The sequence below is a fragment of the Paenibacillus sp. 453mf genome, assembly GCF_900116105.1.
GTDB lineage: Bacteria > Bacillota > Bacilli > Paenibacillales > Paenibacillaceae > Paenibacillus > Paenibacillus provencensis.
The window spans coordinates 116,774-135,980 of record NZ_FPAC01000008.1 but is presented as its reverse complement, the minus strand read 5'-3'; the positions used below and the strand labels follow the sequence as shown (position 1 = coordinate 135,980).

Genomic DNA, 19,207 nt, shown 5'->3' with positions numbered 1-19,207 from the left:
GACCGGGATGGACGTACCGCTGGTGTACCAGTTGTTCCGCCAGGAGCACCGCTGGGTAGCTATGTACGGACGGGATAAGCGCTGAAAGCATCTAAGCGTGAAGCCCCCCTCAAGATGAGATTTCCCAACTAGTAAGACCCCTTGAAGACGACGAGGTAGATAGGCTGGGGGTGGAAGTGCAGCAATGCATGGAGCTGACCAGTACTAATCGGTCGAGGGCTTATCCAAAAAAACACCCCACAAAGTGAAGCGAATGCTTCCGGAGTAAATTCCGAATACTTTGCGGGGACCCCGAGAATAACAGGGAAAGCAATAAATCGCAGATTGTTTCGTATCTAGTTTTTAGGGAGTAAATCCTTGAATTGAAAAGTTCACACTTATAGAATCATACACACTCATGTGATGTACCGAAACCAACGCGGATCGCATTTGTTGCACAAATGCTCGTTTGGTGGCGATAGCGGAGGGGTTCCACACGTACCCATCCCGAACACGACCGTTAAGCCCTCCAGCGCCGATGGTACTTGGACCGCAGGGTCCTGGGAGAGTAGGACGCCGCCAAGCAAACATCCTTACTCAGTTTTAATACTGAGAGATGTGTTGACTACTAGTTAATATTCCCTGATAGCTCAGTTGGTAGAGCACTCGACTGTTAATCGAGTTGTCACAGGTTCGAGTCCTGTTCGGGGAGCCATATGCTCTCATAGCTCAGTAGGTAGAGTGCATCCATGGTAAGGATGAGGTCACCGGTTCGATCCCGGTTGAGAGCTTAAATATTGCAAGGCCCGTTGGTCAAGGGGTTAAGACACCTCCCTTTCACGGAGGTAACAGGGGTTCGAATCCCCTACGGGTCACTTTAATAAGGAGACTTAGCTCAGCTGGGAGAGCATCTGCCTTACAAGCAGAGGGTCGGGGGTTCGATCCCCTCAGTCTCCACCATTATTTATTTCGTAAATATTGGATATACTATATGAAGAAAATAATCATCATATAAAATGTTGGGGATTAGCCAAGCGGTAAGGCAACGGACTTTGACTCCGTCACGCATAGGTTCGAATCCTATATCCCCAGCCATTTATATGAGCCATTAGCTCAGTTGGTAGAGCACCTGACTTTTAATCAGGGTGTCGAAGGTTCGAGTCCTTCATGGCTCACCAGTTAATCATATGCGCGTGTGGCGGAATTGGCAGACGCACTAGACTTAGGATCTAGCGTCTTTGACGTGGGGGTTCGAGTCCCTTCACGCGCATTGATTTTTTGCGGACGTGGCTCAGCGGTAGAGCATCGCCTTGCCAAGGCGAGGGTCGCGGGTTCGATTCCCGTCGTCCGCTCCATATTTTGCGCCCTTAGCTCAGCTGGATAGAGCGTTTGACTACGAATCAAAAGGTCGGGAGTTCGAATCTCTCAGGGCGCGCCATTTACTATCGGGATGTAGCTCAGCTTGGTAGAGCACCTGGTTTGGGACCAGGGGGTCGCATGTTCAAATCGTGTCATCCCGATTGTATTTGCGGGTGTAGTTCAATGGTAGAACTCCAGCCTTCCAAGCTGGTAGCGTGGGTTCGATTCCCATCACCCGCTTCATTATACTTATTGTAAAGCCTGATCTTCTGGATGGGCTTTTTTTTGTATATTTACTCCCGTTGGGTCACGCGCGTGGTCTATTTTTCATAAGCACTTGATGTAAAAATTATCTATAATTAGAATCAGAATGCATTTTCTACTTCAGGCGCGTTGATGTGAAGATAAGGGTGTAGAAATACGAAGTATAACTGAATATTCTATTCGAAAAATGTCAAAAAACCTGTATTTTCTATCACAAAACTAAAGATTTTAACTGATTTTTATTGTATCATGTTATGAAGGTGTCAATTATGACGGACGATTAACTTTGTATTCAGCTGGAGATAGGAGGATATGCATGACAGAGCTTATGGCAACCGCGAACAAAAACAATTCAAATAATTTGTTGCGTCGGGATGTGAGGTTTCTAGGTAATATACTTGGTGAGGTTCTGGTACATCAAGGAGGGAACGAACTCCTGAACGTTGTTGAGAAGATTCGTGAGACGAGTAAGGCCTTGCGGGCTGAGAATACACCTGAATTGTTCCAGGAGTTTATTAGCATGATACAGGGGCTTGATTCGGATCGACGTCATCAAGTTATTCGTGCTTTTGCGATTTATTTTCAATTGGTGAACATCGCAGAGCAGAATCATCGAATCCGCCGTAAACGGGATTACGAGCGTTCTGCGGGAGAGGCTGTACAACCAGGTTCTATCGAAAAGGCTGTGCAATCTTTGAAGGATAAAGGGTTTTGCTATACCGAGGTACAGAGCATTTTGGAAACAATGTCCTTGGAGCTGGTCATGACCGCACATCCAACAGAAGCCTCTCGTCGAGTTATTCTTGATATACATAAACGTATATCTGAAGATGTTATGCTCTTGGATAATCCAACTCTTACGCATCGCGAACGTGAACAGCTTCGTGAGAAGCTGCTAAACGAGGTCATTACGCTGTGGCAAACAGACGAACTACGTGATCGCAAACCTACCGTGCTTGATGAAGTAAGGAATGGAATGTATTATTTCCACGAAACGCTGTTCCATGTATTGCCGGATGTTTATGAAGAGCTTGAACGCTGTCTAGAGAAGTATTATCCAGAACATCGCTGGCATGTACCTACTTATTTGCGTTTTGGCTCCTGGATTGGCGGAGACCGTGATGGGAACCCATCTGTAACGGCTGACGTTACCTGGGAGACCCTTAGAATGCAGCGTAAGCTCGCCCTGCGTGAATATCAGCGTATCTTGATTGAATTAATGGGTAAACTGAGCTTCAGCACGAATATCGTTACAGTATCAGAAGAGCTCATGAATTCTATCGAAGAAGATCGTCAGAAGGTTGTTCTTAAGCAAGCGGATATATGGCGGAATGAGAAAGAACCTTATCGCATTAAAATCGCCTACATGATCTCCAAGCTGAACAATGTGCTTGATGACAACAAAATCGGCCAGCCAGACCGTTACGCTTCACCGGAGGAATTGATTAACGACCTGAAGCTAATTGATCGCAGCTTGAGATATCATTATGCCGATTATGTCGCAGACACTTATGTTAAAAAGATTATTCGCCAAGTGGAGCTGTTCGGGTTCCATACAGCGACTTTAGATATTCGTCAACACAGCCAAGAGCATGAGAATGCCATGAAGGAAATCTTGGCTCATATGAACATTGTGGAAGATTATTCTGCTCTGTCTGAGGAAGAAAAGATCGATTTGCTTGCCGGCTTGTTAAGTGATCCACGACCATTGACCTCTTCACATTTCAGCTACAGTGATAGCACGCGGGAATGTCTTGAAGTATATCGCACGATCTATAGAGCCCAGAAGGAATACGGTAGAAACTGCATCAACAGCTATCTGATCAGTATGACCCGAGGTGCTAGTGATCTGCTAGAAGTAATGGTCTTTGCCAAAGAAGTAGGTCTCTACCGTAGAGAACCAGATGGCTCTATTGTTTGTACGATTCAATCTGTGCCGTTGTTCGAGACCATTGAGGATTTGCATGAAGCACCGGCGATAATGAAACGGTTATTCGAATTGCCGGTATATCGTAATTGTGTATCTGCGATGGAGGATATGCAGGAGATAATGCTGGGTTACTCGGATAGCAACAAAGACGGCGGAGTTGTTACAGCAAACTGGGAGCTGCTAGTAGCCATGAATGAAATTACAGCAGTGAGCCAGGAATATAATATAAAACTCAAGTTCTTCCACGGACGTGGAGGAGCGCTTGGTCGCGGCGGTATGCCGCTAAACCGCAGTATTATGGCACAGCCGCCTCATACCATTGGTGGAGGCATCAAGATTACGGAACAAGGAGAAGTTCTCTCCTCACGTTATTCCCTCCATGGAATCGCTTATCGAAGTCTTGAACAGGCGACATCTGCTCTTCTGACGTCTGCTATGGTTGCAAGTGTGGAGAAACCGATTGAAGAAGAGGCTTGGAAGGAGATTATCGTATCGATCTCAGAAGCTTCTCTTAAGAAGTACCAAGATCTTGTATTCAATGATCCGGACTTCTTCAATTTCTTCAAGGAGTCTACGCCGTTACCTGAGGTTGGTGAGCTTAATATTGGATCCAGACCTTCTAAACGAAAGAACAGTAACCGTTTTGAGGACTTGCGCGCCATTCCTTGGGTGTTTGCTTGGACACAGAGCCGTTATCTCTTCCCTGCATGGTACGCGGCTGGTACAGGCCTACAGAGCTTCTACCAGGGCAAAGAGGAGAACCTGAAGGTGCTTCAGGGTATGTATAAGAACTATCCGTTCTTCAGTACATTGATTGATACCGTGCAGATGGCGGTAGGCAAAGCGGATATGAATATATCGAAGCAGTACACGTCCATGGTACAAGATGATGAAATCCGTGCCCGTGTCAAAGGCAAAATACTAGAAGAGTTTGAACTGACGAAGGATCTGCTTCTAAAAATTACAGGACAGCAGGATATTCTGGATAATGTTCCTGTGATCCAAGAATCCATTCGCTTGCGTAATCCGTACGTTGATCCGCTAAGCTACTTGCAAGTGCAACTGCTCACTGAGCTTCGTGCATTGCGTGAACAAAACGGAGATGACTCTGAATTGCTACGCGAAGTGCTGCTTACGATTAACGGCATTGCTTCAGGAATGCGGAACACGGGTTGATGAAACCCATTAATATTGAACTGGGTTCAATCTTCGGGAACTCTCTTATCTTAAGTAGGAGAGTTCCCGTTTTTTTTGACAATTGATAGTAGAAATGATTGATTTTTAACTGCACATGATTTACGATTTGAATGATGTATTTTTTGGGATATAAACGGTACGAAAGACCCATCAGCAAGTCTGGGGGAATAAATGGTGGATAATTTGGAGAATAGGTTGGTCAATCTAATACTTAAGGGTGATCAACGGGCTTTCGCTGAACTAGTGGAATTGTATAAGGATAAATTGTTTCATTTGGCTTATCGGATGCTGAACAATAGACATGAAGCTGAAGATATTGTGCAGGAAACATTTTTGAGAGTATACCGGAATATGGAGAAATACGATCCAGAGCAGAAATTCTCGACATGGATATATCGAATTGCAACCAATTTATGTATCGATAGACTCCGTAGAAAGAAACCCTCCTACTCACTCGATGCCGAGCTCGGAGATCAGGAGGGGACAGATGGGTATGCCATGATTCCAAGCGATAACCGGACCCCTGAGAGTGAAGCGCTGTTGTCTGAGACGCAGCGGATTATTCGTGATGCAATTGAAACACTGCCTGCAAAGTACAAGTCGATCATGGTGCTCCGTTATTTACAGGATCTATCTCTTCAGGAGATCAGTGATGTATTGGGGATGCCTGTCACAACCATTAAGACAAGAGTACATAGAGGTCGTGAATTTTTGCGCAAGAAATTAGAATTCAAATTGTAGCGAATCAATTTCTTATTTTATCAAAGAGGTTATGAAATTGATTCGGCTCCTTTTTTAAAAATGATGCATAAATTATTGAAACGTTCTTAAATATGCTTCGTATTTAATTGAAGCAAGTCTTATGTCTGTATAATTATATGGCGAATAAGACTTCAAAGATCTAGAGGAAAGGATATGCTCATATGGACTGCAAGGAAACCACCTCTTTAATGCATGAATATTTAGATGATGAACTATCGTTGTCCGAAAAGAGCGGGCTCGAGAGTCACCTGTCGACATGTCCCGACTGCCGCATGCGGTTTAAAGAGTTAGAACAGACGGATATGTTATTATTCGCAATGAGACATTATTCACCGTCTGCTTCAGATGAGCTGACTGATCGGATCATGAGTGCTGTACCACAACCAAAGAAACAGCAGCCATGGCTGAAGTGGGTCAAAAGACACCCGGCCTTAACTGCTGCAGCCATTTTTGTAATCGTGATGTTTTCCAGTACAATCAGCTTTTGGGACCAGAGTAACCAGTTGATTGTCAGCGGAGATGATCTAGACCAGATTGTAATCGAAGGGAGCAATGTCATTGTACCCGAGGGCAAGTCGATTACAGGGAATTTGACGGTCGAGAATGGGACTGCGAAAGTATACGGTAATGTGGAGGGTAACCTTACGATTATTGATGGTCATTATATGACGGCCTCTACAGCTCATATTTCAGGACAAATCAAGAGTATAGATCAAGCGCTGGACTGGATTTGGTATAAGTTAACAGATGTGATGAATGTCGTAGCTTACCGCTAATAAATGTTTACAATAGTAGAACGTTTCCTTTATAAAACCAGAGAGCCTCTGTTATGAGGGCTCTTTTTTTAATATTTTCAGGGTATAATGATAATAATTGGGAAAGGAATAACGAGCTTGCTTGCAACTTGCACTTTATCGTTATAACCTAGATATGATGAAGAACATACTACAACTAATTCTATAGAATGAGCGAATGATGGAACACCTATCATGCCTGGGCCCTTATAAACCTTAAAGGACTATAACGAGCTTAGTTCAATCTATATTACAGATATACGAATGTGGACATTACTCAACTAGGGAATATCGGGGGCAATCGCATGAACTATTTTGCGGATTTGACATGGCAAGAGGCCATTAAGGATATTATAGATATTTTAATTGTAGGGTATATCATATACCACATTATCCTGCTTGTTCGCGGGACCCGTGCTGTACAGCTGTTGAAGGGCATACTACTGCTAGTAGTCGTGTGGGTAGTCAGCACCTGGTTCAATCTCTACACGCTGAAGTGGCTCATGAACCAGTTATTTACTTTCGGGGTGCTGGCACTCTTTATTATCTTCCAACCGGAGCTTCGTCGTGCACTTGAGCAATTGGGCCGTGGCAAATGGTTTAACCGGATCACAGCGGATGACGAGGAGTTCAGTCGTTTTACGAATGAAATTATTAAGGCTGTGAATTATTGCTCTCGGCGCAAGATTGGAGCTCTCATTGTGTTTGAACGCGAAACGGGGTTGAATGAATATACTGAATCAGGAATCAAAATGAATTCTGTTCTGAGCTCCGAGCTGCTAATCAACATCTTTATACCAAATACACCGCTTCATGATGGAGCAGTTATTTTACAAGGGAAACAGATTGCAGCCGCTGCTTGCTATTTGCCTTTGTCAGAGAACCCTTTTATCAGCAAGGAACTCGGAACGCGGCACCGTGCAGCGATAGGGGTAAGCGAAGTGGCAGATGCAGTAGCGATTGTGGTGTCTGAAGAGACAGGGCAAGTATCCTTAGCGATTAATGGACAAGTGGTGAGGGATATTAAAGAGGAATCTTTGATCTCTAAACTGCATGAAGAGCTTCGTCCTTCTTCAACGCTTAAAGAAAAGAGGCACTCGATCTGGAAACGGAAGGGGGGCCAAGGTAATGGATAAATGGTTCAATAATAACAATTTTACCAAAATATTGGCGCTGGCTATCAGTTTGCTGCTGTGGGCGATGGTTCATTCGAACGATGTTACTCCCACACCAACGACAACCGCATCTGTAGAGCCTCGTGTGATTGATAATATTACAATTGAACCCTATGGCATCGATTCATCCAAGTATGTACTTACGTCTGTAGATGCAACAGAAGTCGAGATGCAGGTCAGGGGACAACGGTCGGTACTGACTTCTGTTTTTACAGATGAATATAAAGTCCGGCTGGATCTTAGCAATGTAGGGCCAGGGACGAGCACATTACCGCTAAGCCATGTTGTGCCAAATGGAGTTGAGTTCGTTAAGATGGAGCCTTCTACGGTGACGGTGACTGTGGAAGAGCTGGGAACGAATACATTCGATGTGAGCATCGTACCTACTGGTCAGCCTGCTGCAGGATACTTGGCTGAAGACCCGGTAGTTACACCTGCGGAGCCTGTTAAGGTGACGCTTCCCGAGAGCCAGCTTGCGGCCGTAGGCAAAGTCGAAGGGACTATTGATATTGAAGGTGCAACAGATACGGTAAGTGAGAAGAGAGTGCGGCTCAAAGCCTTCGATCTGGATGGTAATGAGATTGAAGGAGCTGTCATAGAGCCTGAATCGGTTGCCGTCGAAGTGCCGATTACGGAGCAGTTTACCAATGTCCCATTTAAGGTGCATTACACCGGACAGCTTCCGGACGGTCTGACCTTATCTCAAGTGGAGCCGAATGTAAATGAAGTCACTTTATATGGAAGTCAGGAGTTGCTGGCAGGAGTCGAGAACTATAATGGAGTGACTTTGGACCTTAGCCAGATCTCGGAGGCGGGAACACATACAGTTAACGTGGACTTGACGCCGCCCTCCGGTTTTGAGAAAATCGAGCCGAGCTCCGTGCAATTAGAGGTGACGGTTGCATTATCCGACGAGGTGCAGGATACGGAAAAGGTGATACGTGATGTCCCTATCGTAATTGAAGAGCCAGGAGGCAGTCTGGAAGCGGCTGTTACAAGGCCAGGAGACGGCTTAAAGGATATCACCATTTCCGGACCCAGCAATATGCTTGATAACATAGACGCGACGGATCTGGAGCTAATTGCAGATGCAAGTGATTTGGCGGAAGGGACACATGAAGTGACCTTGCAAGTCAGTGCACCGGATTACGTAACGGTCAAGAATTCATCGGCTGACCTCACCATCGAGGTTCAGGTGAAGGACACCTCTACCGAAGCGACCACTCCGCCAACAGAACCCGATGCAGGATCGGGAGAGGAAGAGGAGAACAGTGGTACAACGAACGGGGAGGACAATGAAGACGAGTCAGATCCGAGCCAGGAAGGGAACGGTGACCCGGGTGATTCCGGTGCAGAGACCGATGCAACCAATCCAGCATCTTAACAAGAGCTTACTACCATTTTTACAGTAACAATGTATCAGCCATTATTATTTAACATTATGCATTGCACGAATTTGAATTGGATTTATATTTTTCTAAAGCAAGCTTGCTAATTGACTATTCACATATGACAAAAAGGAGTTTAGGAGCATGGGGAAATATTTTGGTACTGATGGAGTCAGAGGGGTTGCTAATAAAGAATTAACGGCAGAGATGGCCTATAGTATTGGCCGTTGTGGAGGTTATGTACTCGCAGGAGGCGTAGACCGTCCGAAAGTGGTCATCGGGATGGATACACGTATTTCAGGGCTCATGCTGGAATCAGCACTCGTTGCAGGTCTCTTGTCGATTGGTGCGGATGTCATTCGCCTTGGCGTGGTTTCGACTCCAGGCGTAGCGTATCTGACACGCACACTTAAAGCAGACGCAGGAGTCATGATCTCTGCATCTCATAATCCGGTGGAGGATAATGGGATCAAATTTTTTGGCGGAGACGGCTTCAAGCTGTCGGATGAAACAGAGAATAAGATTGAGGAATTGATGGATGCGTATGAAGATACACTTCCTCGTCCAATTGGCAGCGGTCTGGGTACGGTTACTGTCAACGAAGAAGCGAAGTTTGCCTATCTTGATTACTTAAAAACAACCGTTTCTTCCCGTTTTGACGGTCTGAAAATTGTACTCGATTGTGCTAACGGTGCGGCGTATGAGCTGGCTCCAAAACTGTTCGCTGATCTTGGAGCAGAAGTCATCACGATCGGTGCTGAGCCTAACGGACTCAATATTAACGAGCAATGTGGTTCGACACACCCTGAGAAGCTCAAGGAAGAAGTCATTCGACATGGGGCGCATGCAGGACTTGCGTTTGACGGTGATGCAGACCGGCTAATCGCTGTTGATGAGACGGGAGCCGAAGTGGATGGAGACTTTATTCTGTGCATTTGCGGCGATGCGATGAACCGTGCGGGCAAGCTGAATGATGGAACCATTGTGTCTACCGTAATGAGTAATATCGGCTTCTACAAAGCGACTGAAAAATTAGGATTGAAGACAGCAAAGACGGCGGTCGGTGACCGTTATGTGATGGAAGAAATGCGCCGTGGGGGTTACAATCTGGGCGGTGAGCAATCCGGTCATGTTATTTTCCTGGACTACAACACGACGGGAGACGGGATGCTGACAGCCATTCAGTTAATTAATACGCTTAAAGAATCGGGCAAGAAGCTGAGTGAGCTTAGAGAGCTGATGAAGCAATATCCGCAAGTGCTGGTTAATGTTCGTGTCGAAGACAAGAGCAAGTACGACGGCAATTCGGTTATTGAGGAAGCAATCGCCATGATCGAGAACAAGCTGGGTGACAATGGACGTGTACTGGTAAGACCATCGGGGACAGAATCTCTAATTCGTGTTATGGCAGAAGGACCGGATCGTATTGAGCTTGAGCAGTTCGTTGATCATATCGCGGGTATAGTTAAGAAGGAACTGGCGGGGTAAGCTGGTTGTCCTGCTCTTAAAATAAGCCCGTGTAACTAGAGTCAAGTTTCACGGGTTTGTTTTTTGGGTATTTATGATGAAATTTGCTTGGAGGTATATTGCTCCATTGCAAAACTGACATCAGATGCATATAATGAGTTGTGTGATTCAGACATAGAAAGTGAGGATCGAGGTTACAACAGTATGACAAGCGCCAGAACTTGTTCCAGTGTACGGAACCATTGTTATGTAAAACAATGGACAATGGTCAAGTTGACGAGGTGGGGGTGTTCGGATTGTTCGGCGGGGACCTCCCGGTAATCCACCATACCGTAAATCGAGAACGGAAAAGAAACAGGCGACTGTTTTTACAACGAATCGATGGGTGATACAAAATTAGAATGTGCACGAGGAGAGCATACTTCAGCTATACATGAGTGATGATATGCGTCATCGTGACATGGATCATAGGATAAGACGGAAGTCTTTTCATACGTATAAAGACCATCTAATGATCAGGACAGTTCCAGAACATTATACTGGTTCGTGCTATGTAGCTTGCCGTAAAGGGTTAGTCACCCGCATATCAGACTATTGTTTACTCATGTCTATTTACATGCTGATGGTGCATTTCTCCCGGTCATGTTCAATCATTCGAATCGGAGGAATTTTACCTATGTGTGGAATCGTTGGATATATTGGAACTAAGAATACGCAAAATGTGTTGATCGAAGGACTGAAGAAGCTGGAATACCGTGGATATGACTCTGCAGGTATTGCCGTATTCACTCCAGAAGGTCTGCAAATTACAAAATCAATCGGTCGTCTTGCTAACCTTGAAGCTAAGCTTGAAACAGCTCCACTTCAAGGAAGCGCAGGAATTGGACATACACGTTGGGCAACTCACGGTAAACCATCGGATGAGAACTCTCACCCGCATACAGATAACAGCCTCAAATTCTCCGTTGTGCATAACGGGATTGTTGAAAACTATCTGGAGCTGAAGGATGAGCTGATCAGCCAAGGCTGTGTATTTACATCGGAGACAGATACTGAGGTTATCTCTCACCTGGTTGCTCGTGAGTACGACGGCGATATCGTGAAGGCTGTTCAAAAAGCAATCACATACATGCGTGGTGCATTTGCTCTCGGCGTTCTGACGGAATATGAGCCAGATAAACTGGTTGCGGTTCGTCAAGCAAGCCCGCTGATCATCGGTATTGGTGAAGGCGAGAACTTTATCGGTTCTGATATCCCAGCTATTCTTGAATACACTCGCAACGTGTACATCTTGAATGACGGCGAAATGGCAGTCCTGACGCAGGATTCTGTCGAACTGATGACAATTGAGGGGAATTTTATTTCTCGGGAAATGATTCGTGTCGACTGGGATGCTGTTACAGCTGAAAAAGGCGGATTCGATCATTTCATGCTGAAAGAAATCTACGAACAGCCTAAAGCTTATCGTGAAACGATGCTGGGCCGGATTTCTGCAGATCACAAAAAAGTATTGCTTCCTGATTTGAACATGACGGAAGAGCAAATTAAAAATATTAAGAACATCCAAATTATCGCATGTGGTACAGCGTACCATGCGGGTCTTGTTGGCCGCAGCATGATTGAGCATCTGGCTCGCATTCCAGTAGAGACTGACGTTGCTTCCGAGTATCGTTACCGTTCTCCAATCGTGAACTCCGATACGCTCGTTATCGTCGTCAGCCAATCGGGTGAAACAGCAGATACTCTAGCAGCACTCCGTGAAGCGCAAGCAAACGGTGCTCATGTACTGGCGATCACTAACGTGGTGGGCAGCTCTATTGCTCGTGATGCGAACGATGTGCTTGCTACACTGGCTGGTCCAGAGATTGCGGTTGCTTCTACGAAGGCATACACTTCTCAGCTGATCGCATTTGCACTCTTCAGCTTGTATCTTGCTCAAGTACGTGGAACACAAACCGAAGAGACGGTAGCAGGCATCATTGCTGCGATGCAATCTCTGCCTGAGCAAGTGGAGAAAATGCTGGATCAAGCAGAGACGATCAAGGATTATGCTGAGCAAATCTCCAGCCACAAGAACCTGTTCTTCATCGGCCGTGGCGTAGACTACGCAGTTGCTCAAGAGGGCTCTCTTAAGCTGAAAGAGATCTCTTACATCCACTCTGAGGCTTATGCAGCAGGTGAATTGAAGCACGGTACGCTGGCTCTGATCGAGGACGGTATTCCGGTGATTGCCTTGGCAACACAAGAGGACGTTCTTGAGAAGACCGTAAGTAACATCAAGGAAGTTAAAGCACGTGGTGCAGACGTTATGGTCATTACGCACGAAGAGCATGTAGCTAACCTGCTTAAATCCGTAGATCAAGCCTATGCGATTCCGAAAACATTGCCAATCCTGACACCAGCACTTTCCGTCGTGCCGCTTCAGCTTCTGGCATACTACGCTTCTCTTGCCCTCGGTCTTGACGTGGATAAACCACGTAACCTGGCGAAGAGCGTAACCGTGGAATAATTTGTTTTATCTGTTCAGTGAAAATAAAGTATTAGACTGAGTTAATTGTAGTAACGTAAATAGAGGATGGTTAGTTCATTATATGAGCTAATCTCCTCTATTTTTTGTTTAAAAGAAATATTAATTATGGCTTTAAAGCTTAGTATAAATTATTTAATATATTGAGGATAAAAGCCTTTCGTTGGGAGTGCTGTTGTGAGAGTACAAGAAGTAATTCTTAATGGTAATAAAAAGAGATATTTGCTGTTGGATGAGGCAGGTGTTCCAGTTGGCCTGTGATGAAATTATGAACATGTATGTCCATCCATCGGATGAAGATATACGTGAATGATGAGCATTATAATGATAACCAGTAGTTCAGACGTTAACAGCTGTCTCCCAAAATAACGCTTGCCTTAAAGTGTACTTTAAGGTTTAGGATGAGGAAGAACGAGCCGATTCCGTCTGAAAATAACCGATAAGGAGCGATCCGGCCAATGGCATTCACGATCAAAGAAGCTTCAGAGCGGCTTGGTTGCCCGGCTCATACGATTCGTTTTTACGAGAAGGAGGGATTGCTCCCTTACATTAAGAGAGATAAGAACGGGAATCGACTGTTCGAACAAGACCACCTAGATTGGATCCGGCTGATGACATGTTTCCGGGCGACAGGGATGAAGCTGTCGTTGCTGAAGGAGATGGTGGATCTTGCGCTCGATGGTGATTCCACGATTCCACAGCGCAAAGCGATCTTGAACCAGTACAAGGAAGATTTATTTCGCCGCCAGAACGAATTGGCCGAAGCGCTCGACGCCGTCAATAATAAACTGTCGATATACGAAGACATCGAGAAAGGGAGAATCCCTTCCGAGAGCCAGTTGTTAATCAACATGGAGGAGTCAGAGCGTCAACAAACATAGAATGAGGGATTAACAAATGAAGCAAAGAATTTTAGGCAATAGCAATATCCTCGTCTCTTCGATCGGACTGGGAATTATGGGAATGTCTCCAGGCATTTACGGGGAGACTAACGACGAACAGTCGATCCAAACGATCCATCGCGCTTTGGACATAGGCGTCACGATGTTCGATACCGCGGACGTGTACGGGAACGGGCATAACGAAAAGCTGCTCGGCCGTGCTCTTCAAGGGCGCCGCGAGCAAGCCATTATCGCCACCAAGTTCTCGTACACCCCAAATTACGAGAGCATCAGTGGCCATCCTGATTACGTTAAGAAAGTAGTGGAGGATAGCCTTCGCCGTTTGAATACGGATTACATCGATCTATACTACCAACACCGCGTCGATCCGCAAATCCCGATAGAGGAGACGGTCGGAGCGATGGCAGACTTGGTCAAGGCAGGCAAAGTTCGGGCGCTCGGCCTGTCCGAGGCTTCCGCTTCCACCATTCGCCGCGCTCATGCCGTGTATCCGATCTCCGTGCTAGAGAGTGAGTATTCGCTCTGGAGCCGTGACATCGAAGAGGAGATACTCCCTACCGTAAGAGAGCTGGGGATTACCCATGTGGCCTACAGTCCACTGAGCAGGGGCTTTATCTCCGGCGAGCTTCGCACTTTCGAGGATCTGGCCGCCGACGATCTTCGCAGATGGATGCCGCGCTTCCAAGGAGACAACTTCCGGAAGAACATTGAGGTTGTCGACAAGATTAAGGAGATCGCGATGGAGAAGAACTGTACACCATCCCAATTGGCCATTGCCTGGACGATTGCCAACGGGGCGCTGCCTATCCCGGGTACGAAGCGTATCAAGTACCTGGAGGAAAATGCGGCCGCGGCTGATATCCTTCTCATGAAGGAGGACCTCGAACGAATCGATCAGGTCAGCCCCAAGAATGTCGTTCACGGCACGCGTTATATGAAAGAACAGATGACGCTGCTCGACGGCTAGACTATAATCAGTAGAAGCAATGGTCCACGGGCTCCGTGGACCATTTGCAATTGGATATTGTCTCAGGAGGTCGGCAGCCATGAACGCGCGTTTTACAGATCGAATCAAAATCGCTCCAGGCTTCTGGACGAGCCTGAGAGAAATCGGATAGAACCGATTGACGTTGCGCCAATTGAATCTTCCGATAACCATAATTAACGGACCGGTCGTACCGCCCGCTCAATATTATGCCATTTGGCAAGCTTATTACGAACAATCCGGAGACGTCGCTGCGGGAATCGTCAAGCTTGCGACAGCGTATGAGACGGTACAGTATCCGTCAGCCGTCATGGCGACGTGAACTGTATCACAAGTTGTGGTAAAGCAGAAAGTTGAGTTGAGAGTATAAGCAGCAATGTTAAAAATTGCAGATTGTTGTTTAAGTTACGGGAGTCGACACACATTGAATGCTACGTGAGGATTGAAAGGCTGAAAGATTGATGAATAAAGGGATGCAGGCGATTCGCAAAGCTAATAATTTAGTGCGATCCTAATAAAAGATGAGGTATATGTGATGCCAAAAAACGATAATATGCTGGCAATCCTATGGATGCTAAATTCGGGCGTTAAAATGACCGCAAAACAAATATCCGAAAAGTTAGAAATAAATATAAGGACAGTCTATCGGTATATTGATGCGCTAGGTGCCAGTGGAGTGCCTATAATATCCGACACTGGTCATAATGGCGGGTATAGCTTGCTGAATAATTTTATCAGAGCACCTCTGCTATTTGATATTGAAGAAAAAAAAGCACTTCTTCATGCTGCTGTTTTTGCAAAAGAAGCCGGATACCCTTTGAGTGAGGCATTAGGTAATGCGACATCCAAATTGAAAATGTATTCGAATCAGGAACAGGAAAGTGTTCTCAGCCGTCATTTAGCCGGATTTGAAGTTATAAACCGTATGGGAGACCCTTCTATTCAGCCAGTATTGGCGGAATTGGAGCAAGCTGTAGCAAACGAATTCTCTGTAGAAATTGATTATCGCACACGTCGTGATGATCAATCCAAGACTAGGGTGATAGATCCCTATGGAATGGTTTACTGGAACAATAAATGGTATATTGTTGCATTTTGCCACCTGAGAAATGAGATCCGCAGCTTTCGGGTAGGACGGATTTTACAAATCAAGCGTACTCAAAACATATTTAAGCGTTCCGAAGCTTTTTCGGCTCGGGAATTTTTTGTGCGAAATCTATTACCTGATTTAGTCGGCAAGGACGGGTTAATTGCTTTAATTATCGAAGGTAGGTCAGAGGCGTTGGATGACTTATGCCTGCATTGGTTTTTGGGGCATCATCTGAAAGAGCGTACATCAAATCAAGCAATCTTTTTACTTGAGGAAAAATCAATGCATACCTATGTTCCTTATTTTCTCTTATCCTACGGGAAATCCATTCAAGTAATCGAACCACAGAGTTTGAAGGAAAAACTTGTTGGTGTTGTGTCGGAGTTAATGGAATATTATCAACTTTAATAGCTTCACTGACAGCGGATGTCAGTGAAGTCATTTTATAATGATGATAATCATTGATTACCGATGGATGGTTGGTATCACTTGATGAATTGTAAAATCAAGGAGAACTTGCAAATGAATAATACGGTATATCTTTATGTGTTTGACACAATGGCAGACTGGGAAATAGGCTACTTAACTGCCGAACTGAACTCGGGAAGATATTATAAAAAGGGGCTGGCCCCATCAAAAATAGTTACCATGGGAATTGATAAGACTCCAGTAACTACAATGGGCGGATTGAAAATACTTCCTGACATCAAATTGGATGAGTGCAGCATTGAAAGATCAGATCTATTGATTTTACCCGGTGGAGATACATGGACAGAAACCATTCACCACCCCCTCTTAAAAATCGCTGAGAGGTGTTTAAGGGAAGGTATATGGGTTGCAGCGATTTGTGGTGCTACAATGGGACTTGCCCAGACAGGATTGCTGAATTCACGTGGGCATACAAGCAATGATCTGGAATACCTTAAAATGATCTGTCCCACTTATACAGGAGAAAAGTATTACAAAATGGAGTCTGCTGTAACTGATGGAAAACTGATCACAGCATCTGGAATAGCTCCGTTGGAATTTTCTGCACACATCTTGAAAGCTTTGGATGTGTTTTCTCCAAAAACATTAGACGCCTGGTATAGCCTTAATAAGACTAGTGATTCTAAATATTACTATGAGTTGATGAATTCAATACAATGAAGGTATAAGGAGGAGCAAAAATGACTGAAAGCATAATAGATATGGGAGTGAGGTGTTGTTTTCCATTGATGCGGCAAGCCCGGAAGAAGTAGATGAAATGGTACGCAAGGCTGTTAACGCGGGTGGTACTGTATATGGAGAGCCCGGATACAAGGACGGGTGGATGTACGGTGCCGGATTCGCCGATTTGGACGGCCATCGATGGAATGTGTTGTATATGGATATGGACAAGATGCGATATGAGTAACAATGTGACTTAAAATATTCGTTCCTCAGGAATTTTAAAGGAGTACGATAGTTAAGCATAAAGGGTTCCACATATTAGTCATGTATAATATGTGGAACCCTTTATTATATCTGACTTTCCTAAATCTAGGTCTTGATAAACCGGGAAAATAAAGTTGTAGACTGAGAAAATACTACTAGGTGCTCTTCTACAGTCTACAGAATTGACATCCAGATTAAACAACATGACTCCAGTGCGGGGCTGCCTTCGGGTGGCCCCGTTTTTATTTACTTCTGGGGGTGGGACGAACGTAAATCAGGATAGGACACCGTTCGACGTGAACGGATCGTCCCTTCTGTCATTCCTTGATTTTGTAGAATCGTGTCATCACTCCCTCGAAGTGTTACTGAACCACTTTATATTAAACGGCTTGCTCTACAGCATCGCGTTTTTCCTTTCTTGTCATCGAGTAGAGGGCGGAGAGGATAGATAAGAGTATAATCAACCCGCCTGCTACAGGATTGATGGAAATGCTGTATTGGCTCACTACGAAGCCACCTATCATGGAGCCGAGCGCGACTCCAATGTGAAGCGACGAAGTATTGAAGCCGAGCTGAATATCCGCTGATTCGGGAGCTGTCTCGATAAGATAGCTCTGAATGGCCGGGCTGGGCGCCATATTGAAGGTACACCAGACGGCGACCACCAGTAATAAGCTGAACATGTTGGATACGGCGTAAGGCAGCAGGAGAATCGCTGCGGCATGCAGCACAAGCGTGAGGATGATCGTCTTCCGCGGCCCCAGCTTGTCGGAGGACCAGCCGCCGATCCAGCCTCCGGCAATTCCGGCGAGGCCGTAAACCAGGAGCACCAGACTGATTATAGGTGCGGATAAGCCCATTGTTGTTTGCAGATAAGGCGTAATATATGCATAGATCGTAAATTGACCTGTCATCTGCAGTATGGAAACCAAATGGGCCGAGAGAATCTTGGAGCTCTTCAACGTACCAAGCTGTGTCCGGAGAGAAACTGACGGTTGCGGCGGTGTTTTAGGCAGTAAGCGCTGAACGCATAAAGCCACAATCAATGTAAGTACGGCGATTAAGACAAACGTCATTCTCCAGCCCCAGCGATCGCCAATCCATGTGCCGAGCGGCACGCCAAGCATCAGGGCCGCGCTTAAACCCATGAATATAATGCCGATTGCGCGGCCTTTTAATGCCGGAGGCACGATGCTGGCCGCTAATGTAATGGACAAAATGATGATGACAGAGCAGCTTGCGGCAAGCACTACTCTGGAAATAAGGAGCAGGGTAAAATTTGGACTAATAATGGACAGGATATTCCCCGCAAAAAACACCCACATCGCGATAATGAGCAGCCTGCGCCGCTCGATATTGGCCGTCAAGGTAATAATTACCGGTGATCCGAAGGCGAACACAAGAGAATATACGGTAACGAGCTGTCCCGCGGCCGCAACGGAAACCTGCAGGTCCCGGGCAATCATTTCGATAATGCCTGCAATGACCAGCTCGACAGTACCGACGACAAAGGCGGCAATCGTTAAAATCCAGACTCTTCTATCCAAATGTCCTCAATCCTCCTTGCTTTCCCGATACAGAATCATACCGGCATGATAGAGAATTCCGTCCCGGAATTCCCCGTCAGCGGTAAAGCCTATATCATCGACGTAATCGATATGGTTGCCCGTGATTGTGTAACTGCCTGTGTAGGCGCTTTTTCGGTTGCCGCGCGCCTCGTCATACCGGCCGTTCGGCAATAGTTCATGACGAATATATCCGTCCGCCGTAACCCACATCCCTACATACGGGTTGTTGTTCCCGGAGACTATTGTTAAATCAGTGTTTATCTTCATAAGCAATCTTCTCCTTTAATCATTTAGAGCCGCTATGGATATTATGAGGCACTTGAAAAATGGACAGATAGAAGATTCATCGCAAAAGATTGCTCATTCCTTTCAAGCAACTAATCGATACAGAAGGAAAAGGCTAT

Annotated in this window: 14 protein-coding genes, 11 tRNA genes, 2 rRNA genes and 1 pseudogene; 26 read left to right on the top strand and 2 right to left on the bottom strand. The window is 45.6% G+C overall.

The genetic code is table 11. The features are described 5' to 3' along the window. The 26 genes and pseudogenes from BM415_RS22360 to BM415_RS22240 form a co-directional block, all read left to right on the top strand. Positions 1-228, top strand: a 23S ribosomal RNA gene (locus tag BM415_RS22360); the annotation flags it as partial. A 219-nt stretch (positions 229-447) separates the two neighbouring features. Beyond that, positions 448-564 (top strand): 5S ribosomal RNA (rrf, locus tag BM415_RS22355). A 54-nt stretch (positions 565-618) separates the two neighbouring features. Further along, positions 619-694, top strand: a tRNA-Asn gene (locus BM415_RS22350). Positions 695-697: 3 nt separating this feature from the next. Continuing rightward, positions 698-770: transfer RNA gene (locus BM415_RS22345), tRNA-Thr, on the top strand. A 12-nt stretch (positions 771-782) separates the two neighbouring features. Then, a tRNA-Glu gene (locus BM415_RS22340) sits at positions 783-854 on the top strand. 9 nt (positions 855-863) lie between these two features. After that, positions 864-939 (top strand) — tRNA-Val (locus BM415_RS22335). Between the two features lie 60 nt (positions 940-999). After that, a tRNA-Gln gene (locus tag BM415_RS22330) sits at positions 1,000-1,074 on the top strand. 7 nt (positions 1,075-1,081) lie between these two features. Further along, a tRNA-Lys gene (locus BM415_RS22325) sits at positions 1,082-1,157 on the top strand. Positions 1,158-1,168: 11 nt separating this feature from the next. Beyond that, positions 1,169-1,249 (top strand) — tRNA-Leu (locus BM415_RS22320). A gap of 10 nt (positions 1,250-1,259) precedes the next feature. Then, positions 1,260-1,334, top strand: a tRNA-Gly gene (locus BM415_RS22315). A 6-nt stretch (positions 1,335-1,340) separates the two neighbouring features. After that, positions 1,341-1,417: transfer RNA gene (locus tag BM415_RS22310), tRNA-Arg, on the top strand. Positions 1,418-1,425: 8 nt separating this feature from the next. Beyond that, positions 1,426-1,499: transfer RNA gene (locus tag BM415_RS22305), tRNA-Pro, on the top strand. A gap of 8 nt (positions 1,500-1,507) precedes the next feature. Further along, positions 1,508-1,578: transfer RNA gene (locus tag BM415_RS22300), tRNA-Gly, on the top strand. Between the two features lie 340 nt (positions 1,579-1,918). Next, positions 1,919-4,708 (top strand): phosphoenolpyruvate carboxylase, encoded by a 2,790-nt coding sequence (gene ppc, locus BM415_RS22295; RefSeq protein WP_091161431.1) that lies wholly within the window; start codon positions 1,919-1,921, stop codon positions 4,706-4,708. Between the two features lie 195 nt (positions 4,709-4,903). Beyond that, on the top strand, positions 4,904-5,470 hold the full coding sequence (sigW, locus tag BM415_RS22290) for an RNA polymerase sigma factor SigW (protein WP_170862593.1): 567 nt from the start codon (positions 4,904-4,906) through the stop codon (positions 5,468-5,470). A gap of 182 nt (positions 5,471-5,652) precedes the next feature. Then, entirely contained in the window at positions 5,653-6,267 is a 615-nt protein-coding gene (locus tag BM415_RS22285) for a zf-HC2 domain-containing protein (protein WP_091161430.1), read from the top strand. Positions 6,268-6,590: 323 nt separating this feature from the next. Then, complete coding sequence (gene cdaA, locus BM415_RS22280; protein ID WP_047913657.1) at positions 6,591-7,421, top strand: diadenylate cyclase CdaA; 831 nt, start codon at positions 6,591-6,593, stop codon at positions 7,419-7,421. Continuing rightward, positions 7,414-8,844: a CdaR family protein gene (locus BM415_RS22275; protein ID WP_170862591.1), complete on the top strand. Its 1,431-nt coding sequence runs from the start codon at positions 7,414-7,416 to the stop codon at positions 8,842-8,844. Before cdaA ends, BM415_RS22275 begins: the two co-directional genes overlap by 8 nt. Positions 8,845-8,992: 148 nt before the next feature. Further along, positions 8,993-10,336: a phosphoglucosamine mutase gene (gene glmM / locus BM415_RS22270; RefSeq protein WP_091161426.1), complete on the top strand. Its 1,344-nt coding sequence runs from the start codon at positions 8,993-8,995 to the stop codon at positions 10,334-10,336. Positions 10,337-10,991: 655 nt separating this feature from the next. Continuing rightward, the gene (glmS, locus tag BM415_RS22265; protein WP_076315789.1) at positions 10,992-12,824 is read left to right on the top strand and encodes a glutamine--fructose-6-phosphate transaminase (isomerizing); all 1,833 of its coding nucleotides are present in this window, start codon (positions 10,992-10,994) and stop codon (positions 12,822-12,824) included. Positions 12,825-13,300: 476 nt separating this feature from the next. Further along, complete coding sequence (locus BM415_RS22260; RefSeq protein WP_091161424.1) at positions 13,301-13,723, top strand: MerR family transcriptional regulator; 423 nt, start codon at positions 13,301-13,303, stop codon at positions 13,721-13,723. A gap of 16 nt (positions 13,724-13,739) precedes the next feature. Further along, on the top strand, positions 13,740-14,711 hold the full coding sequence (locus BM415_RS22255; protein ID WP_091161423.1) for an aldo/keto reductase: 972 nt from the start codon (positions 13,740-13,742) through the stop codon (positions 14,709-14,711). Positions 14,712-14,868: 157 nt separating this feature from the next. Next, positions 14,869-15,051: a hypothetical protein gene (locus BM415_RS24845; protein WP_139237050.1), complete on the top strand. Its 183-nt coding sequence runs from the start codon at positions 14,869-14,871 to the stop codon at positions 15,049-15,051. A 213-nt stretch (positions 15,052-15,264) separates the two neighbouring features. Next, positions 15,265-16,227: a helix-turn-helix transcriptional regulator gene (locus tag BM415_RS22250; protein ID WP_091161421.1), complete on the top strand. Its 963-nt coding sequence runs from the start codon at positions 15,265-15,267 to the stop codon at positions 16,225-16,227. A gap of 114 nt (positions 16,228-16,341) precedes the next feature. Beyond that, positions 16,342-16,968 carry a type 1 glutamine amidotransferase family protein gene (locus BM415_RS22245; RefSeq protein WP_091161420.1) on the top strand — a complete coding sequence of 209 codons (627 nt, stop codon included), beginning with the start codon at positions 16,342-16,344 and terminating at the stop codon, positions 16,966-16,968. Positions 16,969-17,011: 43 nt separating this feature from the next. Continuing rightward, positions 17,012-17,215 (top strand): annotated as a pseudogene (locus BM415_RS22240) (extradiol dioxygenase); the annotation flags it as partial. A 400-nt stretch (positions 17,216-17,615) separates the two neighbouring features. Here the strand turns inward: BM415_RS22240 and BM415_RS22235 are convergent. Both BM415_RS22235 and BM415_RS22230 read right to left on the bottom strand, forming a co-directional pair. Next, on the bottom strand, positions 17,616-18,782 hold the full coding sequence (locus BM415_RS22235) for an MFS transporter (protein WP_091161417.1): 1,167 nt from the start codon (positions 18,780-18,782) through the stop codon (positions 17,616-17,618). 6 nt (positions 18,783-18,788) lie between these two features. After that, positions 18,789-19,070: an Atu4866 domain-containing protein gene (locus tag BM415_RS22230; RefSeq protein WP_091161416.1), complete on the bottom strand. Its 282-nt coding sequence runs from the start codon at positions 19,068-19,070 to the stop codon at positions 18,789-18,791. Between the last annotated feature and the right edge of the window lie 137 nt (positions 19,071-19,207).

Bases quoted from the DNA above. Each gene is read 5' to 3' on its own strand.
- ppc (WP_091161431.1), top strand. From the start codon at position 1,919: ATGACAGAGCTTATGGCAACCGCGAACAAAAACAATTCAAATAATTTG.
- BM415_RS22285 (WP_091161430.1), top strand. From the start codon at position 5,653: ATGGACTGCAAGGAAACCACCTCTTTAATGCATGAATATTTAGATGAT.
- cdaA (WP_047913657.1), top strand. From the start codon at position 6,591: ATGAACTATTTTGCGGATTTGACATGGCAAGAGGCCATTAAGGATATT.
- BM415_RS22275 (WP_170862591.1), top strand. From the start codon at position 7,414: ATGGATAAATGGTTCAATAATAACAATTTTACCAAAATATTGGCGCTG.
- glmM (WP_091161426.1), top strand. From the start codon at position 8,993: ATGGGGAAATATTTTGGTACTGATGGAGTCAGAGGGGTTGCTAATAAA.
- glmS (WP_076315789.1), top strand. From the start codon at position 10,992: ATGTGTGGAATCGTTGGATATATTGGAACTAAGAATACGCAAAATGTG.
- BM415_RS22260 (WP_091161424.1), top strand. From the start codon at position 13,301: ATGGCATTCACGATCAAAGAAGCTTCAGAGCGGCTTGGTTGCCCGGCT.
- BM415_RS22255 (WP_091161423.1), top strand. From the start codon at position 13,740: ATGAAGCAAAGAATTTTAGGCAATAGCAATATCCTCGTCTCTTCGATC.
- BM415_RS22250 (WP_091161421.1), top strand. From the start codon at position 15,265: ATGCCAAAAAACGATAATATGCTGGCAATCCTATGGATGCTAAATTCG.
- BM415_RS22245 (WP_091161420.1), top strand. From the start codon at position 16,342: ATGAATAATACGGTATATCTTTATGTGTTTGACACAATGGCAGACTGG.
- BM415_RS22230 (WP_091161416.1), bottom strand. From the start codon at position 19,070: ATGAAGATAAACACTGATTTAACAATAGTCTCCGGGAACAACAACCCG.